Genomic DNA, 12,858 nt, shown 5'->3' with positions numbered 1-12,858 from the left:
CCCGTCACTCCTGAGCCGCCAGTGTGATCGGCCGGTTGTCTCGATCGACCGCCCTCACCGGCTGATTCTCGTGGAGCATCTGCACGCCGGCCAACACGACCCAGTCGTCGGCTTGCAAGCCTCCGAGGATCGGCACCGACGTTTCGCTGAAGGCACCGGTCTGCACCGTGACCCGCTCCAGCGTAGCGTCATCCTTGACTCGCCAGACATAGGCCTTGCCCTGCTCGGCGGTGACAGCCGAAAGCGGCACGGCAAGAGGCACCTCGCCGTTGCTATGGATTGACACCAGAGCGCTTTGACCAAGCTCGGCGGGTACATCGGCATCCGCGAACGCGACACGTGCGGAGTAGGTACGCGACTGCTGGTCGGCAGCCGGTGACAGTTCGCGAATACGGCCCGGGTAGTGCTTGCCCGGATGCGACCAGATCTCCACCGAAACCGCCTGGCCGACCGAATAACGATCCAGAGCCTGCTCCGGCAGGTTAATCGCCACTTCGCGCTCGCCATCGGCGGCCAGCACGAATGCCGTCTGGCCGGCAGCGACCACTTGGCCGACCTCGATCCGGCGTTGCGCGATCACGCCCTCGTGAGTGGCTCGCAGAATGGCGTAGTCGACCTGATTGTTCGCCACATCGAACTCTGCCCGGGCCTGCTGCAGGCGCGCCAGGGCCGAGCGATAGGCATTTTCGGAGGAGTCGAATTGCGAACGGCTGACCAGTTGTCGATCCATCAGCGTCTTGTAGCGCTCACGTTCGGCTCGCGCGACCCGTAAGTTGGCTTCCGCAGCCGCGACCTGAGCACGGATTCCCTCGAGTTGCAGCCGTACGTCCTGCGGATCGAGCTTGGCCAAAGGCTGGTCCTTGCGCACTCGCTCGCCCGCCTCGACCATGCGTTCGGTCACCTTGCCGGCGATTCGGAATGCCAGTTCAGGCTCATAACGTGCGTGCACTTCGCCCGGATAGCTCTCGAACGCTTCGCTGGCCGGTTGCGGCTGAATCACCATCACCGGTCTTGCCGAGAGCGGCTCGGGCTCGCCGTTGCCGCATCCGGCCAGCAAGGCGAAACCAATGACACCGAGGAAAGGCAAGGCATGTCGGAACACGTTGAATCTCTCTCTGTCGCAAGGCGGGTTTTAATACTTATACTGGCCGGTATAGTAAAAATACCGAACTCACCAGTCTAGTATTAAAAAGCCGATATGACAGAAAACCCATCCGTACCCTCTGGCCCGGGCCGCCCGAAGGATCTCGCCAAACGCGAAGCCATCCTCGCTGCCGCTCAGGTGCTGTTTCTCAGTAACGGCTACGAGGGCAGCAGCATGGACGCTATCGCCGCAGAAGCGGGCGTCTCCAAGCTCACCCTGTACAGCCACTTCAAGGACAAGGAGGCGTTGTTCGGCGAAGCGGTGAAGACCACCTGCGAGACGCGCTTGCCGCGCAAGCTGTTCATGCTCGAGGAAGATTGCTCGATCAGGCAGGTGCTGCTGGATATCGGTCGTGCCTTCCATGAGTTGGTCAACAGCCCTGAATCCATTGGCCTGCACCGTCTCATGGTCGCCATGGCGCCGCAGAATTCCGCTCTGTCACGGATGTTCTTCGATGCAGGGCCGCAGCGCTTGCTATTGGATCTGGAGCAGCTACTGACCCAGGCCAACCAGCGCGGCATGTTGAACACGGACGACCCCATGCGCGCCGCCGAGCACTTCTGCTCGTTGATCAAGGGCGCCGCGCATTTCCGTCTGCTGATTGGCTACGCGGAGCTGCCCGATACCGCCGAAGCGGATAAGCACGTACGGGACTGCGTTGCCTTGTTCATGCGAGCTTATGGGGTGGCAGATACCCCGAAAGGCTGAGTCAAATCGGCTCGTTCGAGGAAACCAGAGCGCCGAAAGCCCCTTGGGTATGCGTGAGCGTCAGGGTGACTCATCTCGGCGCCAGCTGCATGGCGTTCGATCAGCGGTGTTAGTCGTGACTCAGCGCGCCGATCCGGTGAATGGACAGATCTGCGCCGTTGTACTCCTCTTCCTGGCTCAGGCGTATCCCAACGATCGCCCTGAGGAGGCCGTACACGAGGAACCCTCCAGCCAATGCAACCAGCACGCCCAACGCCGAGCCCAGTAATTGACTGGCCATACTGACACCGCCCAGCCCGCCCAACGCCTGTCGACCGAAGACACCACAGGCCAGCCCGCCCCAGACACCACACAAACCGTGCAACGGCCAAACGCCGAGCACATCGTCGATCTTCCACTTGTTCTGCGCTGCGGTGAAGGTCCATACGAACAAGACCCCAGCGACCACCCCAGTGATCAGCGCCCCGACCGGGTGCATCACGTCGGACCCGGCACAGACCGCCACCAGCCCGGCCAGAGGACCGTTATGCAGGAAGCCTGGATCGTTGCGACCGATGACCCACGCCGCCGCAGTCCCACCGACCATCGCCATCAGTGAATTGATCGCTACCAACCCGCTGACGCCTTCGAGCGTCTGCGCGCTCATTACGTTGAAGCCGAACCAGCCGACGATGAGAATCCACGAGCCCAACGCCAGGAACGGAATATTGGACGGCGCAAAGGCTACCAGTCGACCATCGCGATAGCGGCCGTTGCGCCGGCCTAGCAGAGTGACCGCGCCGAGCGCCAACCAGCCGCCCATGCCATGCACCACCACCGAGCCGGCGAAATCGTGAAACGGCGCGCCGAAACGTGCTTCCAGCCAGCTTTGCAGACCGAAGTTGCCGTTCCACATCAGCCCCTCGAAGAACGGATAAATGAACGCAACGATCAGCAGCGTCGCGCACAGCTGCGGCCCGAACCGAGCCCGTTCGGCGATGCCGCCCGAAATGATCGCCGGTATCGCGGCGGCAAAGGTCAGAAGAAAGAAGAACTTCACCAGCGAATAGCCATTATCGACGACTAATTGGTCGGCCGGCTCCATGAAGGTCACGCCATAGGCGATCCAATAACCGATGAAGAAGTACGCCAGGGTCGACACGGCAAAATCGGCAATGATTTTCGATAGGGCATTGACCTGATTCTTCAGGCGCACGGTGCCGACTTCGAGAAAGGCAAAGCCGGCGTGCATGGCTAGCACCATGACGGCGCCCATGAGGATAAAAAGAGTATTGGCGCCGTGAACCAGCACCTCCACCGCACTACTCGGGTTTTCCATTAACTGCATTCCTGCCGAGTGAAACGCACCAAAACAGCAAGCCTTCCCAGCCGCACGCACCATGATGCGTCACAAGCTGATTAGCAACTCGCCACCATCTCCGTTAAGCGATCTCTAGGGCTCATTGAATTCGGGCATCTTTTTCTATTATTCAACGATTTATGAGACTCGCTCATTGAAGCTGCGCCTTACCGCGCGCTATTTGGGTGCGACGGGAGTAAAGGCGCACCAAACAACTGCAAGCCCCGTACCAGCGAAACGCCTTCTGTGAGCCGATATGGCGCAGGCCGGTCATAGCAGCGTCGCGTGCGAGTGCAGAAATCCAAGAGGAAGGCGCGCTTACTGCGCAGCGCAAGTGGGACTAGAGCGCGGAGAGGGTGCGAAATTCGTCCTGCGCGAGTTGATCGGTCATGCCGCTGACGAAATCCTGCAGCATGCGGCAACGATAATAGAACTCCCACAACGGCTGATCCGGCGAACCTGTGGGATGCGCGTTTAGCGCCTCGTGATAAGCCTTGATCAGCTGACTGGGCAAGCGCCGCGCGAGCATTTGCAGGTGCGGCTCGCTGCGGCATCCGCTTTCGGTCAGGGCCTGGAAGGTTGCCGGGGCCACGCGCAGCAATGGTGCATAGGTATCCAGCAACCCTTGAAGGATTCGATAGCCCTGGAGCTGCAGGGTCTCCACCTCTCGATGGCAAAAGACCCGCTCCATCGCCACGTCCTTGAAGGTTTGCACGATGGCGTTGGCCAGGCTGGCGTCTTCGAGCAGGGCACGGTCCAAAGTGCCGTGATACACCTCCTCGATATGCTCGATGAACTGCTGAGCCGCATGCTGCACGAGCGGATGGACCATGTTCACTCGCAGCCAGATGAAAAACTCGCCGACCTTGTTGATCGGCTCTTTCTCGGCACGCGACTGAGCGTAGGTGACTATGCTGCGGAAACTGCGCCCGGTTGTCGCGATCGGCTCGTCTGGCGAACCGTGCTCGACGAACTTGGCCAACAGCAGTTGCGACAGCTGTTCGATAGTGAAAATACCCTTCTCCACAGAGTCCTCGATGTCCGCCAGGCAATAGGCGATGTCGTCTGCCGCCTCCATGATGTACGCAATCGGATGACGGCTGCCTGATTGCAGTTCCAGCGACGCTCGCAGATCGCTTATGAACGGTTCCTCGGATAGATAGAAGCCCGGCTTCTTGTGCAGGTAGGCGCCAGGCGTGCCCTTCCCCGGCTTGGGCGCATAGGCCGCTCGGACATATTTGAGCAAACCGGCCGTCTGGGTATAGGTGAGGTTCAACCGCAACAGGCTGACCACGAGTCGAATTGCCTGGGCGTTGCCTTCGAACTGCTTGAGGTCGGCGAGCATCCGGGCGCGTAGCGCTGCATCGCCCCGCTCCGCCGGGACGGCTACATCGAACAGCCCTTCCAGCTTGCCGCCAAACCATTCGCTGATAGCGAATTCACCGAAGTGCCCAAAGGGTGGATTGCCGATATCGTGCATCAGGCAAGCCATCTCCACCAGGCTTTCCAGCGCCCCCTCGAGCCCATCGAGACCATACTCGCCAGCCTTGCTGCCGAGCTGTTTGTACAGCGTGCGGACGATGAAACGTCCCGTCTGCTGGACTTCCAACGAGTGCGTCAGTCGGCTGCGCACCGCCGCATTGCGTTCCAGCGGAAAGACCTGGGTTTTTTGTTGCAGCCTGCGCACCGCAGCGGAGTTGATGATGCGTCCGCGGTCGCTTTCAAGCTGATCGATCACCAACGACAGATCGCCATCGGACGCCTTCAGACCCGATTCCACCCGACCGTAGGGCCGCTGGCGGGAGATCTTGTGCTTGAAATTCACCGGCTCCGGCATGGCTAGGCTCGTTCTTTAGGTGGGAACCGCGAGCCTAGCGCGGCCCGTCAGCTTTACCAAGCGATCAGACGTCAACACAGCCGTCCGGCGGAGCGTACCGGCGGCGGCAGCTCCCGCAGCGACAGAACAGGGCACAGTCGATACTGGCGAAAATGTTGTCTGACAACATGTTTAAGTTTAGGTGAAAATAGCCGATGTCATAATACGACTTTGCCATTGGCAACCTGCCCGCCTGAGGAAAAATAACAATGAAGAATCTCAAGGTCAGCACCAAGCTGGCTCTAGGCTTCGCCGCGGTTCTGCTGCTGACCATCTGCGTCGCCACCATCGGCGTATTCAGCATGGACGCACTGATTTCACGTAGCGACAAAGCGCAAACCGCTGAAAGCCTGCTCAACGAAGCCAATGAAATTCGCTATGCCCAGGTGCGCTTCGAAGAACGCGGCGATGCCATCTATGCCACTCGCGTAGCCGACGCGGTAGCGAAGATCACCCAGCTGGTCGAGCAGAAAAGAGCCGACTTTTCCGAACCGCAAGATCGGCGGTACTTGGAAAGCATTGCCAACGAAGCAATCCGTTACCAAGAGGCCTTCTCCAAGCTGGCGGCGTTGCGTGATCTGAAGAAACAGACCCGGGCCAATTGGGTCGACACCGGCAACACCACCGACAAGCTGATCGCCGATCTGGAACGTCGTTGGAACGGGGTGCACGGCAACCCGGTCCTGCACCCGAGCGGCGATATCGCGAACATCGCGCTGCTCACCACCGAATTGTCGAAACAGAACCGCCTGCTGCGCTTCACCGTCCGAGGCTATCTGATGGAGGAGTCCGAATCGGCGCTACAGACACTGAACGAGCAATTCAAAGCGCTTAACGCTGCCATCGCGCCACTGGAGGACGAGCTGATCGGTCCTCAAGCCGAAAGTCTGAAAACGCTCAAAGCGAGCGCCAACGAATATGTCGAACTGGTTAAAAAACTACCGCCGATCGTTGCTCGACAGCATCAGGCGCGCCAGGACATGGAGGCGATTTTCGCCACGCTTTACGATCATGCTCAGGGGATCATCTCTAACCAGACGCAGATGCGCGCAGAAGATGCGCGCATGAAAAAGCTCCAAGTGATGGCCATTACCGTGCTCGCTATTGTGTTCGGTGTGCTGATCAGTGCGCTGATGGTTCGCCAGATCACTCGACCACTCGATCAGGCCGTACGTCTCGCCGAGCGCATCGGCTCCGGCGACATGACCGGGCAGGAGATCGAGAATCGTAACGACGAATTTGGCCGACTGCTCGAGGCCATGAGCAAGACACGCCGTAATCTGCAGCAGTTGATCGGCCATATCGGTGGCATCACTACGCAGCTGGCGACCGCCTCCGAACAACTGTCGACCGTGACCGAGCAGACCAGCGCGGGCGTAAACAGCCAGCGGCAGGAAACCGATCAGGTCGCCACGGCCATGCATGAAATGACCGCCACGGTGCAGGAAGTGGCACGCAATGCCGAAGAAGCATCAGGGGCAGCCAAGCGCGCGGACGAGCAAGCAACCAAGGGAAATGCCGTGGTGCAACGTGCGCTGTCGCAGATCGACCATCTATCCAGCGAGGTCAATTTATCGGCCGCGGCGATGACCCGACTGAATCAAGAGACCGATGGCATCAGTACCGTGCTGACCGTCATCAACGGTATCGCCGAGCAAACCAACTTGCTGGCACTCAATGCCGCCATCGAGGCCGCGCGCGCCGGTGAGGCCGGCCGAGGCTTTGCCGTGGTCGCAGACGAAGTTCGCAGCCTGGCGCAGCGCACGCAGCAGTCGACTGCGCAGATCGAAGAACTCATCGGCAAGTTGCAGAAAGGGGCACGTAACGCTTCCGGCATGATGGACAGCAGCAGTCGCCTCGCCGTGGAAACCGTCGCGCTGGCCAGGGAAGTCGGCCACGAGCTGCAGTCAATCACCGAGACGGTATCGGTCATCCAGGCGATGAACCTGCAGATCGCCACGGCGGCCGAACAGCAGAGCTCGGTTGCCGAAGAGATCAACCGCAGCGTACTCAGCGTGCGCGACGTGGCCGACCGGTCCGCCGAAGCGGCCCAGGAAACCGCCACTTCCACCGCCGAACTGGCTCATCTGGGCAACGAACTTCAGACGTTGATAAGTCGGTTCAAGGTCTGATGACACCTGCTCTGCAGGGGGCTGGTCGCGGCACAGAAAGTGTCGCTATCCAGCCCCACCAATCAGGCGTAGTCTCGATCCCCTCTCCATATTTCTTCGAGGTGTAAAGACCACAGAGCAGACCGATGCAGGGACGCGCAACCCAGCCATCTATCCGCGAGGCGACACCATGAGCAAAGGTATGGACACAAAGAAGAATGCGAAAAAGAAGCCGCTGAAGACCGCACAGGAAAAGCGTTTGGCCAAGCGAGAGAAAGCTAACGGCGCGACACCTCTGCTAGGCAGTCACGCGGCCCGCTGATCGACCCCAAAATGCCCCGCCCGGCTCCCGGTGCGGGGCATTTTACTGTCAGGCCGGCGAGCCACCGAATGCAGTGCGCAGACGGCCTGCCAGCCAGCCCCCGCCCACGTTGATCATCAGGCCCAGCATCACCAGTAACGCGCCGATGGCCTGCAACAGGCCCAGATGCTCGTCCAGCAACAGCGCCGCCGAGGTCAGCCCGACGACCGGCACCAGCAGCGAGAACGGCGCCACGGTGTTGGCCGGGTATCGCGACAGCAACCGGCTCCACAAGCTATAGCCAAGAATAGTCGCGCCGAAGGCCAGGTAAATCAGCACCAGCATGGAGCTCAACCCGAACCCGCGCAGCGCGCTTTCTATCACCTGTGGACCTTCCAGCAGCCAGGACAGGAAGAAAAACGGAATCGGGGGAATGAGGCTGCCCCACACCACCAGCCCCACCAGATTCACCTTGCCGACCTTGCGCGTGACGATGTTGCCCAGCGCCCACATCGACGCCGCACAGATGGTCAGCACGAACCCCGCCAGGGTCATGCTGCGGTCGCCTTGCATACCGATCAACACCAGGCCGCCTGCGGCGATCATCAGTCCGATCAGGTTGGTGGCGCGCAGCCGCTCGCCGAGAAACAATGCCGCGAAGAACAGCGTGAAGAACGCTTGCGATTGCAGCACCAGCGAAGCCAGCCCAGCCGGCATGCCGACCTTCATGGCCGAGAACAAGAAGGCGAACTGCCCCAGCGATATGGTCGCGCCGTAGGCGAGCAACCAGCGCAGCGGCATCTGCGGTCGCTTGATGAACAGAATGGCGGGAAACGCTGCGAGCATGAAACGCAGCGCCCCGAGCAACATCGGCGGGATATCGTCCAGGCCGATCTTGATCACCACGAAGTTCATGCCCCAGACGATGATCACGACCAGGGCCAGCAGCAGGTCCTTGGGCGACATGGCAAGCTTCTCCGCAGGCAAAGACCTCATTAAAGCCTTAGCACGATGCGCGTGCACACATACAGCAAGCGCGCAAATTGACCATACAGTCGGCACCATCCGGTGGCCCCCGGTAACCGAATGCCACGGCATTTGAAGACTGCGCGCAGGCCGTGCCTGCATGCCCTGCAAGGGCTAGAATTGATACCTGACGGCGAAACCATCAATCCGTACACATCACGAGAGTAACCATGGGCGCACAGTGGAAAGCGAAACATAAGGAAGCAGCAGCTAACGCGAAGGGTCGCACCTTCGGCAAGCTGTCGAAGGAAATCATGATTGCCGCGCGCAGTGGCGCCGACCCGGACATGAATCCTCGCCTGCGTCTGGTGGTCGAGCAGGCAAAGAAGGCCTCGATGCCGCGCGAAACGCTGGAACGTGCGATCAAGAAAGGCGCAGGGCTGCTCGGCGAAAGCGTCCACTACGAACGCACCACCTATGAAGGTTTCGCCCCACATCAGGTGCCGCTAATCGTTGAGTGCCTGACCGACAACGTCAACCGCACCGTGGCCGAGATCCGCGTGCTGTTTCGCAAGGGTCAGCTCGGCGCGTCCGGCTCGGTGGCCTGGGACTTCGATCATTGCGGCATGATCGAAGCGGCACCGGCCTCCGCGGACGCCGATCCGGAGCTGGCCGCCATCGAAGCCGGCGCGCAGGATTTCGAAGCGGCCGAAGACGGTGCCACGCTGTTCATCAGTGATGTCGCCGATATGGATGTGGTCTGCCGCGCCCTGCCCGAACACGGCTTCAATGTGCAATCGGCGCAGCTCGGCTATCGTCCGAAGAACCCGGTCACGACCTTGACCGACGCTCAGCTTGAGGAAGTCGAAGCCTTTCTCAACGCTATCGACGCCCATGATGACGTACAGAATGTCTACGTCGGTCTAGCGGGGTGACAGGCGATCCGGTGCGGAACAAATCAGGACGAAGCGAACGATGAGCACGAACAAACCGAACACGCCCTACGCCCAACGCGAACAGGGCTATCGCGAAAAGGCACTGAAGATGTACCCCTGGGTCTGCGGTCGCTGTGCCAGGGAGTTCTCCGGCAAGCGGCTGAGCGAGTTGACGGTCCACCACAAGGACCATAACCACGACAACAACCCAGAAGATGGCTCGAACTGGGAACTGCTCTGCCTGTATTGCCACGACAACGAGCACTCACGCTATACGGACAATCAGTATCACGCCGAAGCCAGGCCGGGCAGCGACCTGGGTCCGAAGGAAACCTTCAAGGCCTTCGCCAATCTGGGCGATCTACTCAAGAAAAAACCGGACTGATCCCAATCCGGCATCTCAACGCCGGTCACTTCACCAGCAGTACCGGCACCGAGACCTCATGAACCACGCGGTTGGCAACCGAACCCATCAGCATGCCGGTAAAACTGCCCAGGCCGCGTGTACCCATCACCACGGTGTCGCATCCGAACCGCTCCACCGCATCGTTCACCTGCTCGGCCACGTTGCCCAGAATCGCGTGGGTCTGATGCGCGATCCCGGCCGTCTGCAACGCCGCAGCGGCTTCTGTCAGGGTACGGCGCGACTTGTCGAGAAAACTCTTGTTCAGCTCTTCAACCGTATCCGCCGTGACGAACTCACCATAGAGCACCGGCTCCTGCTGCACATTCAAGACATGCACCTGGAGCGACTTAGGCGCATCGGTGGCGAAATCGATGATGTACTGCAGTGCTCGTTTGGCGTTGTCCGAACCGTCGTAAGCTAGAAGAATGTTGCGCATAGTGGGCCTCCATCAAGTAATGAAAACAGCATAGACCAACACCCAACAGGATCTGACTGCTGGAATCGCATCCATTGCTCTGGATCAATCCCCGGCGGTAAAGCCTCCATTTCAAGGTCAGCTTATGAATACAATCGTTCCGTTTGGCGTCGGTGACGCCTCATTCCAGGCCGCTGGCGGCGAGGCCGGCATCGAGAGGCTGGTTGCCGATTTCTATCGAATCATGGACGAAACCGAAGCAGCCAATTGCGTGCGTCGCCTGTACCCGCAGGACCTGAGCAATTCACGCGAACGGCTGGCGGCGTTTCTCAGCGGCTGGCTGGGAGGGCCGCGCCGTTACGCGGAGAAATTCGGCAGCATCAGCATCCCGCAATTCCATACGCGTTGGACGGTAGGCGAAATCGAGCGTGATGCCTGGCTCGAATGCATGGCCCAGGCCATTGCCAGGCAGGGCTATTCAGCGGACTTTGCCGACTATCTGCTGGTGCAGTTACGAGTGCCGGCAGAGCGCATTCTCCAAGCCGGGCGGCGAGGTTGCCCAGTGCATCCGTAGTAGTCACCGCCTATACCCAAGCGACCCGACGGGCTGAAGGCCGAACCCTGGGCATATCGCTGCGTCATACCTGTGTGGGGCAAGACGCACGTCCTGCGGCATCCGGATTCCGCATAACGCAGCCAGGTAACTGACATGAAGATCCGCTTTGCTTCGGTCAACGAGCAGAAAATTCGCGAGACAGGAGAGTTTCTTAGGCAGAACGGCGTCGAGATCATCAACTTTCCGGTACGCATCGTTGAAACGCAGACCGAGGATCTGAACCTGCTGGTCAGCGATAAGCTGCTGCAAGCCTTCAAGCTGATAGGCAAGCCGGTTTTCGTAGAGCATTCCGGTCTGTTCATCAATAGCCTGAATGGTTTTCCCGGTGGGCTGACCCAAACGTTCTGGGACCGTTTGCATGCGGTGCGCTTCTCTGAACTGATCGGTAATCTGGAGGATCCCTCAGCGGTGGCACGCACCCTGATCGGCTACTGCGACGGCCGCAAGCGGCACTTTTTCAAGGGCGAGGTCGCTGGCAGGATTTCCCGTGAGCCGGCGGGAGAAGAAGGCTTCGAGTGGGACAACGTGTTCGTTCCGGACGGCTATTCCTGCACCTTCGCCGAATTGGGTGGCGTGCATAACGACTTGTCCATGCGCAAGCAGGCATTGGAAGCCTTTATCACTCATTTGCGTGGGATCTGAGAGGTAGTCGATGCAGAAGCTGTTGGAGGCGTATCGGAATAACCGTCTGATCCTTTTCGTAGGTTCCGGCGTATCAGCGAATATCGGGCTGCCGCCATGGCGAAAGCTGATAGACGAAATCGCTCAACAGCTTGATTACGACCCGGACGTTTTCGATACCTATGGAAACTTCCTCTCGCTCGCCGAATATTATCGGATCAAGAAAGGCAACATCGGCCCGCTGCGCAGCTGGATGGACCGTGAATGGCATAAGAACATCGAGATTCGCAACTCTGAGATTCACCGCCTGATCGTTCAGGGCCGATTTCCGGCCATATACACAACCAATTACGACCGCTGGCTCGAGAACGCCCACGATGCGCATGGCGTCGGTTACATCAAGATCGCCAATGCAAGTGACTTGGTAAAGGCCCGCGACGGCGTCCGGCAAATCGTAAAGTTTCACGGCGACTTCGATGATGACGACTCGATCGTGCTGGATGAGACAAGCTATTACGAACGGTTGCAGTTCGAAACACCACTCGATATCAAATTACGCGCCGACACCTTGAGTAAAGCCGTTCTGTTTATCGGCTACAGCCTCTCCGATACCAATATCCGATTGTTGTTCTACAAACTATCGAAAATGTGGAATGAGCATGAGACTGTTGGAGTCCGACCGATCTCATATGTTTTCTCGCACAAGCCCAATCCGGTGCAGGAAGAAATTCTCAGCCAATGGGGTATCCGAATGATCACCTCGGAAGATGATGAACCTGGATTGGCCTTGCAAAACTTTTTGAAGATGCTGACGGAGAACTGATCAAACCGCTCGCCAGGCAGGTAATGGAACGGCTGAGTGCGATGCCACAGGGGCATCGCACTCGTCGGCCTCAGTAGTTATAACCAATACCAACGCTGTAGAAGAACGCGCCATCATCGTAACGATCGCGCGCATCGCTCCCACTTTTGAACAGGAATTGATATTCAGCCATTGCGGTGACGAAGGTCTTATCCTGCACCCAATACTTGATGCCAAGCTCTGGCCCGCCCATGAACGTCTCGTCAACCTCTTCGCCGTAGATGCCGCCGGCACTCACACCGATAAACGGACGAGTCTTGCCACTGCCAAAGTGATAGTCGTAAAACACACGGGTCGAGCCGTCGAACTGGACACTTTCTCCCTCTGAGTCTCGTGCATTTACGGTTTGCCGGATGCCCCACATGGAAGCCTCATCCAGATAAGTACCCCAACTACCCTGTACGGAGAACACTGTATCGTCGAAGTCCTTATCACTACTGCCCGCGCCGCTTAAGGTAACTTCGCGATCACCTGCCACCGGAGCGGCAACGGCGAGCGCTGGAAACATGGCGGCTACCAGGAGGGAAGTTTTGAAAAGTCGGTTCATGACAACACCTC

Annotated in this window: 13 protein-coding genes and 1 pseudogene; 8 read left to right on the top strand and 6 right to left on the bottom strand. The window is 59.1% G+C overall.

Translation table 11 applies throughout. From position 1 onward, the window contains the following. Positions 1–4: 4 nt before the first annotated feature. Positions 5–1,102 carry an efflux RND transporter periplasmic adaptor subunit gene (locus tag ACL0K2_RS19930; protein WP_413043279.1) on the bottom strand — a complete coding sequence of 366 codons (1,098 nt, stop codon included), beginning with the start codon at positions 1,100–1,102 and terminating at the stop codon, positions 5–7. A 96-nt stretch (positions 1,103–1,198) separates the two neighbouring features. Between ACL0K2_RS19930 and ACL0K2_RS19925 the strand changes: the two genes are divergently transcribed. Then, complete coding sequence (locus ACL0K2_RS19925; RefSeq protein ID WP_413043278.1) at positions 1,199–1,852, top strand: TetR/AcrR family transcriptional regulator; 654 nt, start codon at positions 1,199–1,201, stop codon at positions 1,850–1,852. Between the two features lie 109 nt (positions 1,853–1,961). Here ACL0K2_RS19925 and ACL0K2_RS19920 read toward each other — a convergent pair whose 3' ends face one another. After that, a complete protein-coding gene (locus tag ACL0K2_RS19920; protein ID WP_045162919.1) occupies positions 1,962–3,170 on the bottom strand; it encodes an ammonium transporter in 1,209 nt (402 codons plus the stop codon). Between the two features lie 361 nt (positions 3,171–3,531). Next, on the bottom strand, positions 3,532–5,028 hold the full coding sequence (gene dgt, locus ACL0K2_RS19915; RefSeq protein ID WP_413043277.1) for a dGTPase: 1,497 nt from the start codon (positions 5,026–5,028) through the stop codon (positions 3,532–3,534). Between the two features lie 248 nt (positions 5,029–5,276). Here dgt and ACL0K2_RS19910 point away from each other — a divergent pair. Together ACL0K2_RS19910 and ACL0K2_RS19905 are read left to right on the top strand one after the other, a co-directional pair. Beyond that, positions 5,277–6,344: pseudogene (locus tag ACL0K2_RS19910) on the top strand (methyl-accepting chemotaxis protein); the annotation flags it as partial. Then, positions 6,327–7,199 (top strand): methyl-accepting chemotaxis protein, encoded by an 873-nt coding sequence (locus tag ACL0K2_RS19905; protein WP_413044496.1) that lies wholly within the window; start codon positions 6,327–6,329, stop codon positions 7,197–7,199. The pseudogene ACL0K2_RS19910 and the gene ACL0K2_RS19905, both read left to right, overlap by 18 nt. Before the next feature lie 349 nt (positions 7,200–7,548). Here the strand turns inward: ACL0K2_RS19905 and ACL0K2_RS19900 are convergent, their stop codons facing one another. Further along, on the bottom strand, positions 7,549–8,445 hold the full coding sequence (locus tag ACL0K2_RS19900) for an EamA family transporter (protein ID WP_239610682.1): 897 nt from the start codon (positions 8,443–8,445) through the stop codon (positions 7,549–7,551). Positions 8,446–8,675: 230 nt separating this feature from the next. Here ACL0K2_RS19900 and ACL0K2_RS19895 point away from each other — a divergent pair, with 230 nt between their 5' ends. Both ACL0K2_RS19895 and ACL0K2_RS19890 read left to right on the top strand, forming a co-directional pair. Beyond that, positions 8,676–9,380 carry a YebC/PmpR family DNA-binding transcriptional regulator gene (locus ACL0K2_RS19895; RefSeq protein WP_239610683.1) on the top strand — a complete coding sequence of 235 codons (705 nt, stop codon included), beginning with the start codon at positions 8,676–8,678 and terminating at the stop codon, positions 9,378–9,380. 40 nt (positions 9,381–9,420) lie between these two features. Then, a complete protein-coding gene (locus ACL0K2_RS19890) occupies positions 9,421–9,765 on the top strand; it encodes a YajD family HNH nuclease (protein WP_045162924.1) in 345 nt (114 codons plus the stop codon). A gap of 25 nt (positions 9,766–9,790) precedes the next feature. On the opposite strand, the gene ACL0K2_RS19885 is transcribed toward ACL0K2_RS19890, so the two are convergent. Next, the gene (locus ACL0K2_RS19885; protein WP_045162925.1) at positions 9,791–10,222 is read right to left on the bottom strand and encodes a universal stress protein; all 432 of its coding nucleotides are present in this window, start codon (positions 10,220–10,222) and stop codon (positions 9,791–9,793) included. 124 nt (positions 10,223–10,346) lie between these two features. Between ACL0K2_RS19885 and ACL0K2_RS19880 the strand changes: the two genes are divergently transcribed. The 3 genes from ACL0K2_RS19880 to ACL0K2_RS19870 all read left to right on the top strand — a co-directional run bounded on the left by ACL0K2_RS19880 (position 10,347) and on the right by ACL0K2_RS19870 (position 12,261). Then, on the top strand, positions 10,347–10,775 hold the full coding sequence (locus tag ACL0K2_RS19880; RefSeq protein WP_045162926.1) for a group II truncated hemoglobin: 429 nt from the start codon (positions 10,347–10,349) through the stop codon (positions 10,773–10,775). Positions 10,776–10,910: 135 nt separating this feature from the next. Next, positions 10,911–11,459 carry a non-canonical purine NTP pyrophosphatase gene (locus ACL0K2_RS19875; protein WP_239610686.1) on the top strand — a complete coding sequence of 183 codons (549 nt, stop codon included), beginning with the start codon at positions 10,911–10,913 and terminating at the stop codon, positions 11,457–11,459. 10 nt (positions 11,460–11,469) lie between these two features. After that, positions 11,470–12,261: an SIR2 family protein gene (locus ACL0K2_RS19870; RefSeq protein ID WP_045162928.1), complete on the top strand. Its 792-nt coding sequence runs from the start codon at positions 11,470–11,472 to the stop codon at positions 12,259–12,261. Positions 12,262–12,331: 70 nt separating this feature from the next. Here the strand turns inward: ACL0K2_RS19870 and ACL0K2_RS19865 are convergent, their stop codons facing one another. Beyond that, on the bottom strand, positions 12,332–12,847 hold the full coding sequence (locus ACL0K2_RS19865) for a hypothetical protein (protein ID WP_045162929.1): 516 nt from the start codon (positions 12,845–12,847) through the stop codon (positions 12,332–12,334). Positions 12,848–12,858: the final 11 nt, after the last annotated feature.

The sequence above is a fragment of the Pseudomonas sp. YJ42 genome, from assembly GCF_047225135.1.
Taxonomy (GTDB): Bacteria; Pseudomonadota; Gammaproteobacteria; order Pseudomonadales; family Pseudomonadaceae; genus Stutzerimonas; species Stutzerimonas stutzeri_E.
The sequence above is the reverse complement of the archived record's forward strand: the minus strand, read 5'-3'. Positions and strand labels throughout refer to the sequence as shown.

Bases quoted from the DNA above. Each gene is read 5' to 3' on its own strand.
- ACL0K2_RS19925 (WP_413043278.1), top strand. From the start codon at position 1,199: ATGACAGAAAACCCATCCGTACCCTCTGGCCCGGGCCGCCCGAAGGAT.
- ACL0K2_RS19920 (WP_045162919.1), bottom strand. From the start codon at position 3,170: ATGGAAAACCCGAGTAGTGCGGTGGAGGTGCTGGTTCACGGCGCCAAT.
- dgt (WP_413043277.1), bottom strand. From the start codon at position 5,028: ATGCCGGAGCCGGTGAATTTCAAGCACAAGATCTCCCGCCAGCGGCCC.
- ACL0K2_RS19905 (WP_413044496.1), top strand. From the start codon at position 6,327: ATGAGCAAGACACGCCGTAATCTGCAGCAGTTGATCGGCCATATCGGT.
- ACL0K2_RS19900 (WP_239610682.1), bottom strand. From the start codon at position 8,445: ATGTCGCCCAAGGACCTGCTGCTGGCCCTGGTCGTGATCATCGTCTGG.
- ACL0K2_RS19895 (WP_239610683.1), top strand. From the start codon at position 8,676: ATGGGCGCACAGTGGAAAGCGAAACATAAGGAAGCAGCAGCTAACGCG.
- ACL0K2_RS19890 (WP_045162924.1), top strand. From the start codon at position 9,421: ATGAGCACGAACAAACCGAACACGCCCTACGCCCAACGCGAACAGGGC.
- ACL0K2_RS19885 (WP_045162925.1), bottom strand. From the start codon at position 10,222: ATGCGCAACATTCTTCTAGCTTACGACGGTTCGGACAACGCCAAACGA.
- ACL0K2_RS19880 (WP_045162926.1), top strand. From the start codon at position 10,347: ATGAATACAATCGTTCCGTTTGGCGTCGGTGACGCCTCATTCCAGGCC.
- ACL0K2_RS19875 (WP_239610686.1), top strand. From the start codon at position 10,911: ATGAAGATCCGCTTTGCTTCGGTCAACGAGCAGAAAATTCGCGAGACA.
- ACL0K2_RS19870 (WP_045162928.1), top strand. From the start codon at position 11,470: ATGCAGAAGCTGTTGGAGGCGTATCGGAATAACCGTCTGATCCTTTTC.
- ACL0K2_RS19865 (WP_045162929.1), bottom strand. From the start codon at position 12,847: ATGAACCGACTTTTCAAAACTTCCCTCCTGGTAGCCGCCATGTTTCCA.